Source organism: Salinactinospora qingdaonensis, assembly GCF_039539445.1.
GTDB lineage: Bacteria > Actinomycetota > Actinomycetes > Streptosporangiales > Streptosporangiaceae > Salinactinospora > Salinactinospora qingdaonensis.
Genome location: NZ_BAABDD010000002.1, coordinates 49,730 through 69,965 on the forward strand (window position 1 = coordinate 49,730; position 20,236 = coordinate 69,965).

Here is a 20,236-nt window from a genome sequence, read left to right on the forward strand (position 1 = left end):
CACGGTCCGAGTCAGTCTCGCGCCGGGGGCAGCTCGCTCGGCACCTGTCCCGCTGCCGCTTCGTCGAGCAGGAACAGCGTCCGCGAGCGGCCCCGTGCCCGCGCCGCGGGCGCCCCTGCTGAGCCGGAGTCGCGCAGCGCCAGCCCCACCGCTTCGGCCTTGGCCGTGCCGGAAGCCAGCAACCACACCTCGCGCGCCGCCTTGATGGCGGGCACGGTCAGTGTCACGCGCGTCGGCGGAGGTTTCGGCGATCCGTGCACCGCCACCACCGTGCGTTCAGTCTCGGCCAGCGCCGGTGCTTGGGGAAACAGCGAGGCCACATGGGCGTCGGGTCCCACCCCCAGCAACACCAGGTCCAGGGCCGGCGTCGTCGGGGCGCCCGCGCGTTCGGCTGCCGCCCGCAGTTCTTCGGCGTAGCGGTGGGCACCCTGTTCGGGAGTGTCGGCGGCGCTGTCGGCGGCGGGCATCGGGTGCACCCGCGCCGGGTCGAGCTCCAGGTGGTCCAGGAGCGCCTCGCGTGCCTGGGTCTCGTTGCGTTCGCGGTCTCCGCTGGGCAGGAAACGCTCGTCGCCCCACCACACGTCCAGGCGCCGCCAGTCGACCGCGTCGCGGGCGGGCTCGCGGCGCACCTGGTCCAGCACCGCGATGCCGATCGTGCCACCGGTGAGCGCGATCGCGGCGTGGCCTCGGGCGGCCTGGGCGTCGACGAGGGTGGTGATCACGCGCGCCGCTGTTGCCTTGGCCAGCAGGTCGGCGTCGCGGTGGACCACCACGGCGGGGGCGCTCAACCCCCTACTCCCGCTTGGTTCGCCTGCTTGAGCAGCGTGCCCATGTGCTTGGCGGTGCTCTCGTAGATCTGGTCTGGGTCGAGGCGGCCCAACTCCTCCGACAGCGCTTCGCTGGCGCGCCGCCGCGCCAGCGCCACGGCCTGGCTGGGCCGGTCCGGCCGCGAGAGGGTGGCCACCCGTCCGTCGAGACGGTTGATGGTGATGTCGCCCCCTTCGGTGACGAGTGTGGCGCTGGTGATGCCGGGACCGTTGGACTCGCGCCGCTCCACGGGTACCTCCAACTGTTCCGACAGCCAGGCTACGAGCAGGTCGGCGCTGGGGTAGTAGGGTTCGGCGGTGACCTCGGCCGCGCTCACCCATCCGCACGGCTGGTCCATGGTCGAGGCCAAAAGCGAGCGCCATGGCGTGAGCCGGGTCCAGGTGAGGTCGGTATCGCCCGGCCGGTAGTGCGAGATCCGTGCGAGCAGGTCACGCACCGGGTCCGCGGCACGTAGCGCGTCGGTGATCCGGCGCTGGGCCAGCCGCCCCACCGGATCGCCCGCCGGGTTCGTCGGCCCCACGCCAGGCCACCACGCCACGACCGGCGCGTCGGGTGCCAGCAGAGGAGTGACGACCGAGTCGGGGTGGTCGCGCAGCGGCCCGTAGAGGCGCAGCAGCACCGCCTCGCCCGGCCCTGAGGTTCCGGGGCTGCGGATCTCGGCGTCGATGCTGGGTTCGGCGTCGGCGTCACGGCGGATGAGCACCAGGACCCGGCTAGGGTGCTCGTGGCCCGCTTCGGTGGCGGCGCGCACCGCGTCGTAGTGGTCGGCCTCGTCGGTGACGATGACCAACGTCAGGACCATGTTCATCGCGCCGCCGCCCATGCTGTGGCGCTCGGCAGCCAACGCTTCAGTGATTTCGGAGGTGGTGGTGCGCGGAAGGTACAGCGTCATCGAATCGTTGGGCGCTCCCGCCGGTTCGCGGCGACGGGACCGCGCCCGCCTCCTTTCGTGAGGTCCGGGCCTACTCGCCGTGGCGCGCGGGGCGGCGCCGGCGGATATGGGCGCGCCTGCCGGGGCCGGTGCGCCGGGTGGACGGTGCGCTCGCGGTCACGGGCGTCGCCACTGTCGACCGTCGCGCGCCAGCAGATCGTGGGCCGACTGCGGCCCCCACCCGCCCGACTCGTACTGTTCGGGCTGCCCCTGTTTGGCCCAGAACTCCTCGATCGGGTCGAGGATGCGCCACGACAGCTCCACTTCCTCCTGCCGGGGGAACAGCGGTGGGTCCCCGATGAGGACGTCGAGAATGAGCCGCTCGTAGGCTTCCGGGCTGGACTCGGTGAAAGACTGGGCGTAGGTGAAGTCCATGCTCACGTCGCGCACCTCCATGGCCGCTCCCGGCACCTTGGAGCCGAACCGCAGCGTCACGCCCTCGTTGGGTTGAATCCGCAGCACCAGTGCGTTCTGCCCCAACTCCTCGGTCTCGGTTTGGCTGAACACCTGGTGCGGAGCCCGTTGGAACACCAGCGCCACCTCGGTGACCCGCCGCCCGAGCCGCTTGCCCGTGCGCAGGTAGAACGGCACTCCCGCCCAGCGTCGGGTGTTGACCTCCAGCTTCACCGCGGCGTAGGTTTCGGTGTCGGAATCGGCGGGAATCCCGTCCTCCTCCAGGTAACCCACGACCTCGGCGCCGCCTTGCCACCCCGCCGCGTACTGGCCTCGGGCGGTCCCGGTGGCCAGATCGGAGGGCAGCCGCACCGCGGAAAGCACCTTCTCCTTCTCGGCGCGGATGGCGTCGGCGTTGAACGACACCGGTTCCTCCATCGCCACGAGCGCCAGCAGTTGCAGCAGGTGGTTTTGGATGACGTCGCGGGCGGCCCCGATGCCGTCGTAGTAGCCGGCCCTTCCCCCCACGCCGATGTCCTCGGCCATCGTGATCTGCACGTGGTCGACGTAGCTGCGGTTCCACAGCGGTTCGAACAAGGTGTTGGCGAACCGCAGCGCCATCGTGTTTTGCACCGTCTCCTTGCCCAGGTAGTGATCGATGCGAAACACCGACTGGGGCGGAAAAACTTCGTCGACGACGGCGTTGAGCTCCTGGGCGCTCTCCAGATCGTGGCCGAAGGGCTTCTCGATGACCACACGTCGCCAACCGTCCTCGGTGGACTCGGCTAGCCCCGAGCGCTTGAGCTGTTTAACCACGGTCGGGAACAGCTTGGGCGGCAGCGAAAGGTAGAAGGCGTAGTTGCCGCCGGTGCCGCGCTGGGCGTCGAGGTCGCGGACGGTCGCGGCGAGCCGGTCGAAGGCCGCGTCATCGTCCAGTTCGCCGGGAACGAAGCGCACCCCTTCACTGAGCTGACGCCACACGTCCTCACGGAACGGCGTCCGGGCGTGCTCGCGCACAGCGTCGTGGGCGACTTGGGCGAAGTCCTCGTGTTCCCACTCCCGACGCGCGAACCCCACCAGGCCGAACCCGGGAGGCAGCAGGCCACGGTTGGCCAAGTCGTAGATAGCCGGCAGCAGTTTCTTGCGGGCCAGATCGCCTGTGACCCCGAACAGCACGAGCACGCTGGGGCCGGCGATGCGCGGCAGCCGCCGGTCCAGCGTGTTGCGCAGCGGATTGGGCACCGCCCCGGGCATCACCGGTTCTTTCACGTTGTGCTCCCTGCTTCGTCGCGGTGAGTCCTATGCCGATAGGTGGAGGGACACCGTCGCCCCGCCCAGGCGGGGCGACGGTGGGGCGCGTCCGTCACGACGCCGGCCGCACGAGCGCGGTGTCAGGGCTCCACGCGCTCCAGAGCCTCGTGGAGCCGTGCCAGGCCGGCGGAGCGCTCCCGCAGGTGCAGCCGCACCGCGGGGCGACCGCGATCCCCGAGCGCGCCGAAGTCGCCGAGGGCTTGGGCCAGTTGTAGCCGTCCGAAGGAGTAGGCCCGGCCGGGGACATCGAGATCCTCGGTGACCTCGCCGGTGAGTTGTAGGAAGACGCCGTTGGCCGGCCCTCCCTTGTGGTACTGGCCGGTGGAGTGCAAGAACCGCGGTCCCCAGCCGAACGTGACCGGGCAGGGGGTCAGTGACGCCAACATCGGCCGCAGCGCCGCCGCCGAGGCGTCCCCATAGCGGTCCAGGTAGGCCATGACCGCCAGGTAGCCGGCTTCGGGAACCGCGCGCACCAGCCGTTGCAGCACCTCGGTGAGGTCTTTGGCGTCGGCGAACAGTGCGGCGTCGGCGCAGTGCACCTCGACCGCCCCGTCGACCAGCAGGGGCGCGCCGCCCGCCAGCGGGTCGTCGCTGTCTCCGGCCGCCAGCGACTTTTCAAGCAGCGCCTTAGTGTTGTCCTTGGACTCTTGGACGTTGGGCTGGTCGAACGGGTTGATCCCCAGCAGTCGGCCCGCAACGGCGGTCGCGTACTCCCACGCCAGGAACTGCGCGCCCAGCGGGCCGGCGACCAACGTGTCGGCCAGCGGCACGTCGGGGGTGGCGTTCTCGTCGAAGGCCACGAGGTGGGCGTCGGGTCCCGGCGCGAAACCAGCGGCCTCGGCGCTTTCGACCACGACCGGCAGCAGCCCCGTGCCCTCCTTTCCGGTGGACTCGGCCACGAGCTGTTCGATCCAGTCACCCATGCCCACCGGCGTCTCCCCGGCGAGCACGATCTTGTCGTGACCGCTGAACCCTCCCAACGCCGCGCCCAATTCGAGCGCGGGGTTGTCGGAGTCACCGGCCAGCGTTTCGCTCAGCGCCGCGGCCTCGTCCAGCAGCGCCGCCACGTCGACTCCGGCAAGGGCGCTGGGAACCAGCCCGAACGCGGTGAGCGCGCTGTAGCGGCCACCGACGTTGGGGTCGGCCAGCACCGTGGGGTAGCCGTGCTCGGCCGCCAGATCGGCCAACGGGGAACCGGGGTCGGTGACCACCACCACCCGGTCGGCCGGGTCAATGCCGGCCTCGCGGAACGCCTGCTCATAGGCGCGGCGGTGGCTGTCGGTCTCGACCGTGGTACCGCTCTTGGAAGAGACCACGAGCACGGTGCGGTCCAAACGGTCGGCCATGGCCCGGCGCACCTGGTGCGGGTCGGTGGTGTCGAGCGTGGTCAGTTCCCCGCCACGGCTGGCTACGATGACCTCGGGCGCCAGTGAGGAGCCGCCCATGCCCGCCAGCACGACGTGATCGAGGCCGGCCGCCCGTTTCCGCGCGACGATGCGCTCGATCTCGGGAAGCAGCTCGCGCGAGGAGCGAGCCAGATCCACCCATCCCAACCGGATCGCCGCCTCGGATTGGGCCTGCGGCCCCCACAGCGACGCATCTTTGGCCGCCAGCTTCGCGGCCACGCCCTCGCCTCGCAGCGTCCGCAACGCGGCACTAACGGCGTCTCCTACCGTGGCACGCAGCGTGACCGTGAGGTTCGCGGCGTTTACCTGCTCACTGCTCAAAGCGGCTGATCCTTCCGTGGTTCGCACCCGTGATGGAAAGCCGGACGGCACGGCGCGCCGGAGGGGCACCGTTGCCCGCCGGCCCATTGTCACGGCCGATGGCGCGTGCCGGCCGGCACTCATGTTCCTCTTCTACCCGAATCGGCGAGCCGGCGCTCGCCGCTGGGCGCAATATCGGCTCAGGAAGCGTCGAGCTGCTGTGAGACACCGGAGAGCAGCCCTTCCCAAGATTTCTCGAACTTCTCGACGCCCTCGTCCTCCAGGACCGCCACCACGTCGTCGTAGTCGATCCCGACCTCGGCCAGCGCGGCCAGGTCAGCGCGCGCTTGCTCGTAGCTGCCGCGCACCGTGTCGCCGGTGATTTCGCCGTGGTCGGCCACCGCGGCCAGCGTGGCGCCGGGCATCGTGTTGACGGTGTCGGGCGCCACCAGGCCGGTCACGTAGCGGGTGTCGTCATAAGAGGGGTCTTTGACGCCCGTAGAGGCCCACAAGGGCCGCTGCACCTGGGCGCCGGAGCGCTCCAGGGAGCGCCAGCGCTCGGTGGCCACAACCTCCTCGAAAGCGGCGTAGGCCAGGCGGGCGTTGGCGATCGCGGCGCGCCCGCGCAGCTCCTTGGCCTCGTCGGTGCCGATCTTCTCCAGCCGCTTGTCGATCTCGGTGTCGACCCGGCTGACGAAGAAGGAGGCCACGGAGGCGATCGTGCTCAGGTCGTGCCCGTTGTCGCGGGCCTGCTCCAACCCGGCGAGGAAAGCGTCCATGACCGCGCGGTAGCGCTCCAACGAAAAGATCAGCGTGACGTTGACGCTGATGCCCTCGGCCAGCGCCGCAGTGATCGCCGGCAGCCCCTCCACGGTCGCGGGGATCTTGATGAACAGATTCGGCCGATCCACCAGCCACCACAGCGCACGAGCCTCGGCGATGGTGCGCTCGGTGTCGCGGGCCAGGCGCGGGTCGACCTCCAGCGAGATCCGGCCGTCGCGCCCACCGGTGGCCTCGTAGACGTCTCGCAGCACGTCGGCGCCCCACCGGATGTCGTAGGTGGTGATGGCCCGCGCGGCCTCCTCCACCGAGACTCCTCGTCGTCTGAGGTCGCGTACCTGGGCGTCGTAGGCCTCGCCCTCCTTGAGGGCCTTCTCGAAAATCGTGGGGTTGGAGGTCACCCCGACGACGTGGCGGTCACGGATCATCTCGGCGAGTTCGCCCCTACGCAGCGCCTCGCGGCTGATGTCGTCGATCCAGACGGCCACACCTTCGTCGGAGAGCTTCTTCAGCGGGTTCACCATGGTGTTTCGTCATCTCCTCGTTGTCGTCGATACCAGGAGCCGGCCGCGCACTCTCCTCCATAGTCACTGCCGCGCACACAGAGGGCGAAACCCCGCTCTGCCGCCGGCGGGCACCGCCAGCCCCGCGATGCGCCTCGCCCCCGACGAGCGAAAGGGCCCTCCGCGCCCTGGTGGAGGACCCTTTGCCTGACCGGTCAGCTTTCCGAGGTTGTTGACTGCTCGCCGCCGGCTCGCGCGATACTCGCGCGCACCGCGCTCACTACGTGGTCGGGCGTGATGCCGAACTTCTCGTACAACGTCTGGTAGGGCGCCGAGGCGCCGAAGTGCTCCAGGCTCACCGACTCTCCGGCGTCGCCGACGAACTCGCGCCACCCCAGGGCAACGCCGGCCTCCACCGACACCCGGGCGCGCACCGCGGGCGGCAGCACGCTGTGCCGGTAGGACTCCTCCTGTGCGGCGAACCACTCGACACTGGGCATCGACACCACGCGCGTGGGGGTGCCCTCGGCCTCCAGTTGCTCGCGGGCGGACAGCGCGATGGCGACCTCGCTGCCCGTGGCGATGATGATGGCCGTCGGTGTCGAGGTGCTGGCCTCGGCCAGCACGTAGCCGCCCCGGGAGGCGCCTTCGGCCGATGCGTAGGTCTGGCGGTCCAGCGTGGGCACGTTTTGGCGGGTCAGTGCCAACGCTGCCGGACGGTCGTCGTTGTGGATGAGGGTGCGCCAGACGACAGCGGTCTCATTGGCGTCAGCGGGGCGGATCACATCCAGGCCGGGGATGGCCCGCAACGCCCACAGGTGCTCGATGGGCTGGTGGGTGGGGCCGTCCTCCCCCAAACCGATGGAGTCGTGGGTCCACACGTAGGTGACGGGTAGCCGCATGAGCGCGGCCAACCGGACCGCCGGACGCATGTAGTCGCTGAACACCAGGAACGTGCCGCCGTAGGGGCGGGTGGGCCCGTGCAGCGCGATGCCGTTGAGGATCGCCCCCATCCCGTGCTCGCGCACGCCGAAGTGCATCACCCGGCCGTACTTGTGGCCGGAGAACTGCTTGGTGGAGCGCTCCTGCGGCAGGAACGAGGGCTCGCCCTTGGGAGTGGTGTTGTTGGAGCCGGCCAGGTCGGCCGAGCCACCCCACACCTCGGGCAGCACCGAAGCCATCGCGGTCAGGATCTCCCCCGAGGCCTTGCGGGTCGCGACGCCCTTCTCACTGGCCTCGAAGGTGGGCAGCGCCTGCTCCCAGTCCTCAGGCAGCTTGCCCGACGACAGCCGGTCGAACAGTTCGGCGCGCTCGCCCGCACCGCCGCGCCAGGAGTCCAGCAGTTGCTCCCAGGCCGCGTGCATCTCTCGGCCACGCTCGACGGCTCCACGGGTGTGGGTGAGCACGTCCTCGGGCACGTCGAAGCGCGCTTGGGGGTCCAGCCCCAGCACCTGCTTGGTCGCGGCGACCTCCTCGGCACCCAGCGCGGCCCCGTGGGCGGCGCCGGTGTTTTGCTTGTTGGGGGCCGGCCAGCCGATGATCGTGCGCAGCCTGATGAGCGAGGGACGCCCCGTTTCGGCCTGAGCGGCGATGACGGCGTCGTAGAGCGCCTCGACGTCTTCCTTGTAGGCGCCGCCGTCGGTCCAGTCGATCTCTTGGACGTGCCACCCGTAGGCCTCGTAGCGGGCGCCGACATCCTCGGAGAAGGCGATCGCGGTGTCGTCTTCGATGGAGATGTGGTTGTCGTCGTAGAGGACGATGAGGTTACCCAGCTCGTGGGTCCCCGCCAGCGCGCTCACCTCGTGCGAGATGCCCTCCTGCACGTCGCCGTCGGAGCACATGGCGTAGATGAAGTGGTCGAAGGGGCTTTCGCCCGTGGCCGCGTCCGGATCGAACAGGCCGCGCTCCCGGCGGGCGGCCATGGCCATGCCCACCGCGTTGCCCAACCCCTGCCCAAGCGGGCCGGTCGTGGTCTCCACACCGGCGGTGTGGCCGTACTCGGGGTGGCCGGGGGTGAGGCTGTCCCACTGGCGCAGCCGCTTCAGCTCGTCCAGGCTCAGCCCGTAGCCGGCGAGGAAGAGTTGGATGTAGAGCGTCAGACTCGAATGCCCGCACGAGAGCACGAAGCGGTCGCGGCCCTCCCACTGCGGCGCGTTCGGGTCGTGGCGCATGATCTTTTGGAACAGCAGGTAAGCGGCCGGGGCGAGGCTCATGGCGGTACCGGGGTGGCCGGAGCCCGCCTCCTCGACCGCGTCCATCGCGAGGGCGCGGGCCACATCCACGGCGCGGCGGTCCGTCTCCGACCACTCCAGGGAAGTCGAGGTGTCGATGTTCACGCGGGCTCAGGGCTCCTTTCGCGCATCCATACCTGACGGGCGTCGCCGTCTGGATCTGGTGTTATGGGGTCACAGCGAGATCGCATCGTCCTGACCGAATGGCGCCCCGATGGCGGTGGCCAACGGCACGCCTATCCACCTGCCGCGCCCGCCGCCCCAGGCGGTGGCTGTTGGGAAAAGACACGCGATGGGGTTATGCGTACCTTTGGACGATGACCACGGCAGTAGTGGCCTCCTGTGAGCCTATCGTTTTGACGTGGCCGGCCAGAATACCCGGCATACCTCATCTCGGAGCGTCGGCTTCGCGCGCGGCCTGACCAGGTCGATCGGGCAAGCGTGAGCTATACCTCTTTTCCGGAAGTTTGGATCGCGTTTTCCGGAAAGAGGGTGTTGCCCGGCTTGGTGGTGGCGCATGGCCGGCGGATGGGCCTCGTTGCCCCACGGGGGCGGTGTTCGCGCCGCTATAGCCCGAGAAGCGGGTGTGGATAACGCGGGTTAACAGGGCCTGGTCCTTTCCGCAGGCCAGCTTTAGATTCTGGTCTGCGGACGGCTAGGGCTGGAGGGGTGTTCGCCGTTCGCTCGTGCCTCGATCGCTGCGCGATCTCGGCAGCCCGATGGGTGACGGTGGACGCATGCGTCCACCGTCACCCATCGCCCATCCCCGCCGCCCGTTGAAAACATCCCAGTCTGTTCTGTGCACGCGGCCTTTCCCTGGGGCCGGCGGCAACCGCGGGGGCGGCCCGGCGGCCACGCCGTCCGCCTCGCGAGCCCCTGGCCCCGGGCCGTTGCGCCGCGGGTGCGCTTCTCACCCACCCGGTCTCCGGGCAGCGACACGCTCCAACCGTGGTGCGGGGGAGAGGAGCCTCGGGTGGCGGGGCCGCTGCTTGGTAACGGTCCCACGCCGCGCCTGGACACGGCTCGCTCGCCGCCACTGCCTTGGCCGGCCACGACAATGGGGGAGCCCCACGCTGAGGTGGGCCGGGCAAGTACTACAGTATGTCGTTGAACGGGTTCCGCGGATCTCGGGTCACCGGGGTACGGTTGCACGGCCACAGGTGAGGTGCGCACAGCAGCGCCCACGTGACTGTGCCGCGACGTCGAGGCTGCGGTCCCACCGCGGTCAACACTGCGGTGAGCAGGCACGGCGCCGTCGGTGCCCCGCCAGTGTTCGCTCAGTCCAGTAGGCCCGACATTCTTTTGAGGTTCAGCGTGTCTGTGTCCGGAGAGCCGACGCGGTTCGCCGTGCGTTGCGTGCCGCGCGACCGGCGACGCGAGTGCGAAGCCAGAGGTGGTGTGCGGCGAGACTGCGCCGTGGGCGGCGAGATCCGCGGGAAACGGCTGGGAACGCGACGGCTGTAGATGACACCGCTGAACCGCTCCCCCCACACCGGCGCCCCCAGCCTCGACAGCACCGAAGCGGCCGAGGAGCGTCTCAACAGTGCGCCTCCCGCTCGCTCCGTGCTCGCCCACGCGCGCGCCTACATCGCCCTGTCCAAGCCGCGCGTCATCGAACTGCTGCTCATCACCACCATCCCGGTGATGTTCGTGGCCGCTCAGGGAGTGCCGCCGCTGTGGACGGCGGTGGCTACCTTGGTGTTCGGCACGATGTCGGCGGCCAGCGCCAACGCGATCAACTGCTATATCGATCGCGACATCGACTCCGAGATGCGTCGTACCCGGCGCCGCCCGGTCGCCATGGACCAGGTGACCCCGCGCGGGGCGCTGCTCTATGGCCTCGTGCTCGCCGTCGCCTCCACGGTCGGTTTCGCCGCGCTGGTCAACTGGCTCTCAGCGGCGCTGTCGCTGTTCGCGATCCTGTTCTACATCTTCGTCTACACGTTGCTGCTCAAGCGGCGCACCGCCCAAAACGTGGTCTGGGGCGGCATCGCCGGCTGCATGCCGGTCCTCATCGGGTGGGCGGCCATCACCGGTTCGCTGGACTGGGCCCCCTTCGTGCTGTTCCTCGTCGTGTTCTTCTGGACCCCGCCGCACACCTGGGCGCTGGCGATGCGCTACCGCGAGGACTACGCCGCGGCCAATGTGCCGATGCTGCCGGTCGTGGCCGGTGACCATCGGGTCGCCCTGGAGTGCGTGCTCTACAGTTGGGCCACGGTCGTAGTGTCGGTGGTGCTGTGGCCGGTGGCCGCGACTACGCTGTTCTACCCGCTCGTGGCTGTCGCTTTGGGGGCGATCCTGCTGGTACAGGCACATCGCCTGTTGCGCCGGGTCCGTGCGGGGGTGTCTGGACCGCAGTTGAAGACGATGGGTTTCTTCCATCTGTCCAACGCCTATCTTGCGTTGCTGTTCGCGGCGGTGACCATCGACCCGCTGCTCGCCGCAGTGTTGGCCTAGGTGCTGGCTTGCGGTCGGCTGGGCCGTGGGCGAGGAGAGATGTGAGCCCCCTTACTCGGTACTGCCTGTTGTGACAAGATGAGGGCTCGTCCGGTGCTGTTGTACAGCCCCGTGCGGTTAAGGCCGAGAACCCATGATCGCGTGCAGCGAGTTTTCGCAGCTCAAATATGGCGACCGGCTGGTTTGTGAGGTGGGTCTCCGTCGCTGTGGTGGGGGTGGCCGTGATCGCGTGCAATCGGACATCATCCACGCAGGTCAAGCCGCCCAAAAAACCGGCAGGGTTCCGAAGGCCGTCCAAGCCCGAAGGGCATAGAAACGCATAGCCGAAGCCCACGACGCGCTCACCGTCGAGTTCCGAAGATCGTCCAAGCCCGAAACGTAGCGAAACGACTGGATCGTCAGCTTCACGAGGCTGGATGTCGGGGCGTCGCACCGCGTTGTCTCTCTGGTCCGGTGGCGGTTAGCGCGGTCGTGTCAAGGTGCGGTGCATCAGCCGTGACGGCTGTGGCGGTTAGGTTCTGTTTTGGGCAAGGGTGGCGAGGCTCGGAGGTAGTCGGGGCGCGGGTGAAAGGAGAGCACCCTCCCGGTCCCGCACTCTAGCGGGGCGGGTGAGGGCGTCAGCCACTCCCGCGGGCTGCTGAGATCGCGCAGCGATCGAGGCGCGAGCGGACGAAGAACACCTCTACGGCCCTACACCCCAGCCGTTCGCAAAACACGAAGGCGCCGTGGCCCGTGCCGCTGTTCCTGTAGGCGGCGCTGTCGGCGCGCCATCCAGTGTTGCTCCGCTACCGAGGTGCGAGGTGGCAGCGGCCGGGCCGATCGCTGAACCCGGCAGCCACCCATGACGGACACACGATTCATCCCGTCACCGGATGTAGCACGGTGGCGAAATCCCGATAATCGTGTAATCGGGAAACCGTTACGATCTGAAGCTATGCCTGCTCTCGACACCAAAGCCATCCTCGAAGGGCGCAGACCAGGGCGTCACTCCGTTGGACTCACGGTCGGCATCGTCATCAGTGTGCTGTGTATGCTGCTGATGCTCGGCTACCTACTGCTTGGCGGAGTGACCGGGAGCGGCACGGCCGGGGTACTCGGATTCGTCATCAGCTTCGTGGCGGCGATCGTGCCGGTCAGCATCCTCATCCCCCTGATCCTGCTGCTCGACCGTCTGGAGCCAGAACCCGGGTCGATGCTGCTGTTCGCCTTCCTCTGGGGCGCGGGGGTGGCGGTGCTCGTCTCCATCGTCCTCAACACGCTGGGCATGGAGGTGTATGCGATCCCCACCTTCGGCGCGGACTGGGGCTCCTATGTCAGCGCTGCCGTGGGGGCGCCGCTCGTCGAGGAGAGTTCCAAGGGCATCGCACTGCTGATCCTGCTGTTTCGGCATCGTCACGAGATCGACTCCTACACCGACGGCGTGATCTACGCCGCCATGGTGGCCACCGGCTTCGCCTTCATCGAGAACATCTCCTACTTCTTGCAGTCGCTGGCCGACCAGGGTTTTGCCGGCCTGGCGTTCACGTTCGTCCTGCGCGGTGTGATCTCGCCGTTTGGCCACCCCATCTACACCGCCATGATCGGCATCGGGGTCGCCCATGCCGCGATCAACCGCGGCGGGAGCCGTTTCCTGGCGCCCGTGGCCGGGTGGTTCGCGGCGGTGCTGCTGCACGCCCTGTGGAACGGCTCCACGATCTTTGGCTACTACGGTCTGGGTGTGGCCTACGTCGCGCTGTTCTTCGTGCTCGTGGCGATCATCATCATCGCGGTGCAAGACCGTCGCCGGCAGGTCGCCGCGATCGCCTACTACCTGCCGCCGTATGTGGCCACCGGCTTGGTCGCCCCGGCCGACATCCAGATGCTCAGCTCCATCGGGGGCAGGCGCCGGGCCCGCGAGTGGGCCAGACGTAACGCCGGCAGCCGCGGTCGTAGGGCTATGCAGGACTACCAGCTCGCCGCGACCGAACTCGCGCTTTTGCACCAGCGCCTTGATCGCGGGGTCGCTCGGCCGCAGTGGTGGCATCGCCGTGACTCCTTCCTGGCGCTGATGCATGTCGCGCGCGAAGCCTTCGCAGGGCGGGCCGCTCAGCCGCTGCACCCGTCGTGGGCGCCGCAGTCCACCGACTCCGGCTTCCTCAACCGGGCCGATTTCGCCCACGTCATCGAACGGGCGCAGCAGCAGCGGCAGACCGAATAGCCCTTCGGTGCCCCGGAACCTAACGGCCGGCGGCCTGGGCCGTAGCGGCGCGCTCCCCCTCCACTCCGGTGGGGGCGACACGTTCGGCGGTGGCGAAGTACAGCCGCAGCAGGGCGATCCACACCACCATCGCCCCCAGCACGTGCAGCACCACCAGCCCTTCGGGCAGCCCCAGCGCGTACTGGGTATAGCCCAGCGCGCCCTGAGCGAGTAGCGCCGCCAGCAACAGCCACGCCTGGACCCGCACCGTTCGGGGCGCCGCCCCCTTGCGCACCAGCGCGGCCACCGCCACCGCTCCGAGCACCGTCAGCCAGGCCAGCACCGCATGCACCCGTGTGACGAGCACGAGATCCAATCCGAAGCGCGGGGCCTCGGCGTCGCCACCGTGGGGCCCCGTGCCGGTCACCACCGTGCCCGCTGCGAGCAACGCGAACCCCACCGGCAGCAGGGCGGTGGCGAGCCGGCGCACCGGTGGTGACACGGTCAGCCGCAGCACTCCCCGCGGCTCGCGGCAGCGCACGTAGTAGGCCACGGTCCCGATGACCACGAACGTCGAGAGCAAAAAGTGCGTGGCCACCGACGCGGGGTGCAGTCCACTCCAGACGGTGATCCCGCCGACGACCCCCTGGCCGAGCACGCCCAGCGGGATGAGCGTGGCCAGCACGAGCAGGTCGCGGCGGCGGGGCCGCAGCCGCAGGGTGGCCAGGAACACGATGATCCCCACCGCCAGCACCAGGAACGTCAGCATGCGGTTGCCGAACTCGATGGCCGCGTTCAGCGCCGCGTGCTCGGTGCCGACGGGTACGAAGCTCTCCGGGGTGCACCGCGGCCATTCGGAGCACCCCAGCCCAGAGGAGGTCACCCGTACCGTGGCCCCGGTGACGGCGATCCCCGCGTTGACCACGACGCTTCCCAGCGCCCACCAGCGCAGCGAACCTGTGGTGGGCCGCCGGATCACTCGTGGTGCCAGCAGCGCCAACGCCACGATGACCGCGCCGGTAACGACGATCTGCCACATCCACAACGGCAGGTGCACGATCTCGATGCTGTCCGCCGCGAACGCGTCCGGACCCGGGACTCCACGCATACGACAGATCGTAGTAGACGGTTTGTCGCAGGAAAGCCCGAGGTCCACCGCCCGGGCCGGCCCCGCGTCACGTCTTCGCCTCAGGCGGCTGCCGGCCCGGAGTCGCACGCTCGTGGCGCTCCCGCGCCTCACTCGAACGCGCCGCCCCTACACTCGCGGCCACGATGCAGCCCACGGCCAGCCACTGCCCCAGGCTCAACACCTCGCCCAGCAAAATCAGCCCCATCAGCGCGGCTGCCGCCGGCTCCAGACTCATGAGGATGCCGAAAACCCGCGGCGGCATCCGGCGCAGCGCCCCCAATTCCAGGGTGTAGGGCACCACCGATGACAGCAGGCCCACCGCCACCCCCACCAGCAGCAGCTCGGGGGCTAGCAGCGCCGTCCCACCCGCGGCGACTCCGGCCGGAGCGATCATCACCACCCCAACGGCGCTGGCGATAGCCAACCCCGAGGCCCCGGAGAACCGCCGCCCCGTGGCCGCACTCAACAAGATGTAGCCCGCCCACGCCACCGCCGCCAAGAGCGCGAACGCCACCCCGGCCACCGTGACGGCGCCCTCGTCGCGCCCCAGCAGCACCACCCCACCGCCGGCCAGCGCGACCCAGAGCAGGTCAAGGCGGCGGCGCGAACCAGCCACGGCCACCGCCAGCGGCCCCAGGAACTCGATGGTGACCGCGATCCCCAAGGGAATGCGCGCGAACGCCTGGTAGATCGCGTAGTTCATCGTGGCCAGCGCCACTCCGAACCCCACCACGGTCAGCCAGTCGCCGCGTGTGCGCCCGACCAGGCGGGGCCGGGTCAGCGCCAGCAGTACCAGCGCCGAAGTCAGCAGTCGCAGCCACACCACGGCACTGGGCGGCAGCACCCCGAACAGGTTCTTGGCCACCCCCGCCCCGAACTGCACCGACAGGATGCCGATGAGCACGAGCCAACTCGGGGGGACTGTGGCTGCGGTACCGCCCAGCAGCGCCTGGGCCCGGCTCGACAGCGTTGGCAGCGACGACAGCGTACGCCCGACGACGGGACGGAGCCTCACGGCCCCTCATTTTAGGAGCGCTGCCCGTGTGCGCGTTGCCCCGGTGCGCCGGCCTGTCCCCGCTTCCTTGCCGTTTTTCCGCCCGTGCCGGTGGGAACGCTCGCGGTGCCGCCCCCGTTGCCTGGGTGAGGCAAGGTGGGGGTGAGCTTTCGACCGGCTCCCGTCCCGGTGACCGTTGCGCTCCCGCCGTCAACCGCCGGGGTCGCGTCCCGTCCACCGCCACGCGGCCGCCGCACTCAAGGAGGAGACGAGGGCCATTGACATTTTCGGTCCGTTCTGAGATCGGCCCGCTGCGCAAGGTCATCGTGCATCGCCCGGATCTGGAGCTCAAGCGCCTCACCCCGAGCAACAAGGCCGACCTGCTCTTCGACGACGTGCTGTGGGTGCAGCGGGCCCAGGAGGAGCACGACGCCTTTGTGGAGCGCCTGCACGGCCGTGGCGTCGAGGTGTACCTGTTCCACGAGTTGCTCCGCGACACGCTCGACATCCCCGAGGCGCGTGCCTATCTCCTCGACCACGTTCTCGACGAGCGTTTCTACGGGCCGCTGGCCATCGACGCCATCCGCAACGCCTTCGACGCCATGCCGGCCGCCGAGTTGGGCCGCTACCTGGTCGGCGGCATCACCAAGCGGGAGCTGCTACAGCGCGTGGCCGAACCCATGTCGGTATGGCTGCACACGCTCGGGCTTGACGACTTCGTCCTCAGTCCGCTGCCCAACCACCTCTTCACCCGCGACACCTCCTGCTGGCTGTCCGAGGGGGTCGCGATCAACCCCATGAGCAAGCAGGCGCGCCGCCGCGAAACCATCCACTACGAGGCCATCTACCGCTGGCACCCGATGTTCGCCTCGGCCGAATTCGAGATCTGGAACCCCGGCGGCACCACCGCTCCGGCCACCATCGAAGGCGGCGACGTCATGCCCATCGGCAACGGTTCGGTACTGATCGGGATGAGTGAGCGCACCCGCCCCCAAGCGGTGGAGTTGCTGGCGCGCGCCCTGTTCGCCAAGGGTGGCGCTGAGCGAATCCTCGGCGTGTGGATGCCCAAGGCACGCGCGGTGATGCACCTCGACACCGTCATGACCAACGTCGACCATGGCGTGTTCACCAAATACTCCGGCCTGGGCATGCTGCCCTCCTACACCATCGAGCCCGGCGACAACGACAAGGAACTGAAGGTCACCGACCATCCGCCCGAGGACATGCATCGGGCCATCGCCGCGGCGGCCGGCCTCGACGACATCAAGGTCCTCACCCCCACCCAGGACGTGTTCTCCTCCCAACGTGAGCAGTGGGACGACGGGTGCAATGTCTTCGCGGTCGCGCCGGGGGTGGTGCTGTCGTATGAGCGAAACGTCACCTCCAACACCTGTTTGCGCGACAACGGTGTCGAGGTGATCCCCATCCGTGGCAGCGAACTCGGCCGAGGGCGAGGCGGCCCACACTGCATGACCTGCCCTATCGACCGGGACGGGTGAAAGCGCCACGGCCAAGGTGGGGCGAGTCGCGCGCTCACCCCACCGCCCGCCACAATCGACCTGTATCGGTTCGGGCGGAGGCGTGCACGCGACAATCGTAGGGCAAATGGGGCGGCTCGCCGCGCCGCACGTGAGGAAAGGAAAGCAAGGGGGACCGCCGCAATGGCGTTCGATCTGCGTAACCGCAGTTTTGTCAAGGAGCTCGACTTCACCCCGGAGGAGTTCGGGTTCCTGCTCGACCTCTCGGCCGAGCTCAAGGCCGCCCGATACGCGGGAACCGAGCGGCGCCACCTCACGGGCAAGCACATCGCGCTGATCTTCGAGAAGACCTCCACCCGCACCCGGTGCGCCTTCGAGGTCGCCGCCCACGACCAGGGGGCCCACGTCACCTACCTGGACCCGACCGGGTCGCAGATCGGCCACAAGGAGTCCATCAAGGACACCGCCCGCGTGCTCGGGCGGATGTACGACGGCATCGAGTACCGCGGCTTCCACCAAAGCGTGGTCGAACAGCTCGCCCGCCACGCCGGCGTGCCGGTGTGGAACGGCCTCACCGACGAGTGGCACCCCACGCAGACACTGGCCGATTTCCTCACCATGCGCGAGCACAGCGACCGCCCGCTGAGCGAAGTCACCCTCGCCTACATGGGCGACGCGCGCAACAACCTAGGGCACTCCCTGACAGTGACCGCTGCGATGCTTGGCCTCGACGTGCGCATGGTGGCCCCCAAGGAGCTATGGCCCGACGAGGAGACCGTCGCCCGGCCGGCGCACGCCCTCGCCCAGCGCACCGGCGGCGCGGTGACCTTCACCGAGGACATCGAGGCCGGGCTGCACGGGGCGGACTTCGTCTACACCGACGTGTGGGTCTCGCTGGGCGAGCCGGCCGAGGTCTGGGATCGGCGCGTCGAACTGCTGCGGCCCTATCAGGTCAACACCGCGGCGCTGCGCGCCACCGGCAACCCCGAGGTCAGGTTCATGCACTGCCTGCCCGCATTCCACAACCGGGAGACCGAGGTCGGCGAGCACGTCCACGCCAAGACCGGAATGGCGGAATTGGAGGTCACCGACGAGGTGTTCGAGTCGGCGGCCTCGATCGTTTTCGACCAGGCGGAGAACCGGATGCACACCATCAAGGCCGTCATGGTCGCCACGCTGGGCGCTGAGCGGTAGCGCTCACTCCCATTTGAACAGCCGGCTCGCCAGGACGGTCGCCACGACCGTCCACACCGCCAGCACCATCACGGCCGGCAGCGGCGAGCCGGCCCCCACCTGCGAACCGGCCAGCGCCCAGCGCAGACCATCGGTCAACGCCGTGATCGGCAGCGCGTGCAGCAGTGGCTCCACTGCCGTGGGGAACCGGGTGACGGGAAACACCACGCCCCCCAGCCCCAGGAGGACGACGTAGACGAGGTTGGCGGCGGCCAGGGTCGCTTCCGCCCGCAACGTTCCTGCTAGAAGCAGGCCCAGCGCGGCGAAAGCGGCGGTGGCCAGCAGCACCAGCACCACCGCCGTGGCTATTCCCAGTGCGCTCAGCCGCGGCGACCACCCCAGCGCGACGGCGACCGCGCACAGCAGCGTGATCTGGAGGACCTCCACCGTCAGCACCGCCAGCGTCTTCGCCGCCACCAGCCCGAACCGTGGCAGCGGAGTCGCGCCGAGTCGCTTGAGGACGCCGTAGCGGCGCTCGAAGCCGGTGCCGATGGCCTGTCCGGTGAACGCCGTCGACAGCACCGCCAACGCGAGTACGCCGGGAGTCAGGAACTCCACACGCGAACCGCTGCCGACATCGACCAGCGACGTCAACGAGAAGCCGATGAGCAGCAGCACCGGGATGACCATGGTCAGCAGTAACTGTTCCCCGTTGCGCAGCATGACCCGCAGTTCCATCCCCGCCTGCGCCGCGATCATCCGCGGCAGCGGCGCGGCTGCCGGCCGCGGCGCGAAGGAGACCGCCGTGGGCGGTTCGGTGTCGCTGTGCCCACCTTGCAGCCCCCGCCGGTGGCCGCCGTGCTCGACTCGCTGCATGGCCTCGCTCATCCGTCGCGCAGCTCTCGTCCGGTCATTTCCAAAAAGACCTCTTCGAGGGTGCGCCGCCGCACCCCCAACTCCGCGGGCAGGATGCCGTTGTCGGCGCACCAGTCGCTGACCGTACTCACCAGGGTGGCCGGAGCGGGCGCGGTGACCGTGTAGGTGCCGCTGGGGGCCTCCTCGACGCCGCAGCCGTCCGGCAGCGTCGCCATCAGGCCGGCGGTGTCCAGGCCGGGCGTGGCGCGGAACCGCAGCTCTTGGTGAGGCGCGGTCAGTTCGTCGATGGTGCCGGCGGCTACCACCCGCCCTCGGTCGATGATGACCACGTGGTCGGCCAAGCGTTCGGCCTCGTCCATGTGGTGGGTGGTCAGCACCACGCCTACCCCCGCATCGCGCAGTTCGGCCACGAGGTCCCAGGCGGCGCGGCGCGCCTGCGGGTCCAGTCCGGCGGTGGGCTCGTCGAGGAAGACCAGCTCGGGGCGGCCGATGACGGCCGCGGCCAGCGATAGCCGCTGCTGTTGGCCCCCCGACAGTCGCCGGAAGGCAGTCGTGGCTACCGAGCGCAGGCCCAGCCGCTCCAGCAGGAGCTGCGGCGGGATCGGGTCGTGGTGGAAGGCGGCCATGAGCCGCAGCCACTCCCCGGCGCGAGCGCCGGTGGGCACGCCCGCGGATTGGGACTGGGGCATGACGCCCACACGGGGCTTGAGGGCTCCGGCGTCGGCGACGGGGTCGAGTCCGAGGACCCGGAGCCGCCCGTTGTCGGCGCAGCGGAAGCCCTCGCACATCTCCACCGTGGTCGTCTTGCCCGCGCCGTTGGGGCCCAACAGGGCGGTAACCGCGCCGTGGGCCGCCCGAAAGGAAAGGCCGTCCACCGCGGCGGTGGCTGGTGCGCGACCATAGCGCTTGACCACGTTCTCGACCTCGACCGCGGCTGTACCCATGGCGCAAAGTCTAGGCCCGGCCGGCGCGCTCCTTACACAGGGGCGCTGGTGGCACGCCCGCGATGGTCACCGCGAGCGCCCCAGTCCAGCGATGCCACCTGCCACGCTGCTGCGTTGCAGTCCTGTCCCCTGTGCCCGCGTGTCTGGCGTCGCTGTCGGTCTCTCCGGCCCTACGGGGCGCCTCAACTCCTGTCCTGCTTCTGGTCCCGCACGCCATGGGCCCCGGCCTTCTCCGCCGCCCGCGTCCACGTGTGTCTTATATAATGGTCATAGTTCTCGCTATTTGAGATGCTTGTGGGTGTTTCGGTGGGGAGTCGCTGGCCGCT

General features: G+C 69.5%; 14 protein-coding genes. 4 read left to right on the forward strand and 10 right to left on the reverse strand.

The window, feature by feature from the left end:
* Positions 1-11: 11 nt before the first annotated feature.
* From pgl to tkt, 6 genes are all read right to left on the reverse strand, one after another.
* Entirely contained in the window at positions 12-788 is a 777-nt protein-coding gene (gene pgl / locus ABD848_RS02450; RefSeq protein WP_344966819.1) for a 6-phosphogluconolactonase, read from the reverse strand.
* Positions 785-1,720: a glucose-6-phosphate dehydrogenase assembly protein OpcA gene (locus tag ABD848_RS02455; protein WP_344966821.1), complete on the reverse strand. Its 936-nt coding sequence runs from the start codon at positions 1,718-1,720 to the stop codon at positions 785-787. The genes pgl and ABD848_RS02455 overlap by 4 nt, the downstream gene beginning before the upstream one ends.
* 156 nt (positions 1,721-1,876) lie before the next feature.
* A complete protein-coding gene (zwf, locus tag ABD848_RS02460; protein ID WP_344967302.1) occupies positions 1,877-3,406 on the reverse strand; it encodes a glucose-6-phosphate dehydrogenase in 1,530 nt (509 codons plus the stop codon).
* A gap of 137 nt (positions 3,407-3,543) precedes the next feature.
* Positions 3,544-5,190, reverse strand: coding sequence for a glucose-6-phosphate isomerase (locus tag ABD848_RS02465; protein WP_344966823.1), 1,647 nt, complete (start codon positions 5,188-5,190; stop codon positions 3,544-3,546).
* A 179-nt stretch (positions 5,191-5,369) separates the two neighbouring features.
* On the reverse strand, positions 5,370-6,473 hold the full coding sequence (gene tal, locus ABD848_RS02470) for a transaldolase (protein WP_344966825.1): 1,104 nt from the start codon (positions 6,471-6,473) through the stop codon (positions 5,370-5,372).
* A gap of 194 nt (positions 6,474-6,667) precedes the next feature.
* The gene (gene tkt / locus ABD848_RS02475) at positions 6,668-8,788 is read right to left on the reverse strand and encodes a transketolase (protein ID WP_344966827.1); all 2,121 of its coding nucleotides are present in this window, start codon (positions 8,786-8,788) and stop codon (positions 6,668-6,670) included.
* Positions 8,789-10,147: 1,359 nt separating this feature from the next.
* On the opposite strand from tkt, the gene ABD848_RS02480 reads away from it, so the two are divergent.
* A complete protein-coding gene (locus tag ABD848_RS02480) occupies positions 10,148-11,140 on the forward strand; it encodes a heme o synthase (RefSeq protein WP_344966829.1) in 993 nt (330 codons plus the stop codon).
* Positions 11,141-12,074: 934 nt separating this feature from the next.
* Entirely contained in the window at positions 12,075-13,337 is a 1,263-nt protein-coding gene (locus ABD848_RS02485) for a PrsW family intramembrane metalloprotease (protein ID WP_344966831.1), read from the forward strand.
* A gap of 19 nt (positions 13,338-13,356) precedes the next feature.
* Here the strand turns inward: ABD848_RS02485 and ABD848_RS02490 are convergent, their stop codons facing one another.
* Together ABD848_RS02490 and ABD848_RS02495 are read right to left on the reverse strand one after the other, a co-directional pair.
* Entirely contained in the window at positions 13,357-14,424 is a 1,068-nt protein-coding gene (locus ABD848_RS02490; protein ID WP_344966833.1) for a COX15/CtaA family protein, read from the reverse strand.
* 67 nt (positions 14,425-14,491) lie between these two features.
* Positions 14,492-15,421, reverse strand: a complete 930-nt coding sequence (locus tag ABD848_RS02495) for an EamA family transporter (protein WP_425567418.1) — start codon at positions 15,419-15,421, stop codon at positions 14,492-14,494.
* 296 nt (positions 15,422-15,717) lie between these two features.
* Here ABD848_RS02495 and ABD848_RS02500 point away from each other — a divergent pair, with 296 nt between their 5' ends.
* Both ABD848_RS02500 and argF read left to right on the forward strand, forming a co-directional pair.
* Entirely contained in the window at positions 15,718-16,938 is a 1,221-nt protein-coding gene (locus tag ABD848_RS02500; protein ID WP_344966835.1) for an arginine deiminase, read from the forward strand.
* A 162-nt stretch (positions 16,939-17,100) separates the two neighbouring features.
* The gene (argF, locus tag ABD848_RS02505; RefSeq protein WP_344966837.1) at positions 17,101-18,111 is read left to right on the forward strand and encodes an ornithine carbamoyltransferase; all 1,011 of its coding nucleotides are present in this window, start codon (positions 17,101-17,103) and stop codon (positions 18,109-18,111) included.
* A 3-nt stretch (positions 18,112-18,114) separates the two neighbouring features.
* Here argF and ABD848_RS02510 read toward each other — a convergent pair whose 3' ends face one another.
* Both ABD848_RS02510 and ABD848_RS02515 read right to left on the reverse strand, forming a co-directional pair.
* Positions 18,115-18,849, reverse strand: coding sequence for an ABC transporter permease (locus ABD848_RS02510; RefSeq protein ID WP_344967306.1), 735 nt, complete (start codon positions 18,847-18,849; stop codon positions 18,115-18,117).
* Positions 18,850-18,974: 125 nt separating this feature from the next.
* Positions 18,975-19,910, reverse strand: coding sequence for an ABC transporter ATP-binding protein (locus ABD848_RS02515; protein ID WP_344966839.1), 936 nt, complete (start codon positions 19,908-19,910; stop codon positions 18,975-18,977).
* Positions 19,911-20,236: the final 326 nt, after the last annotated feature.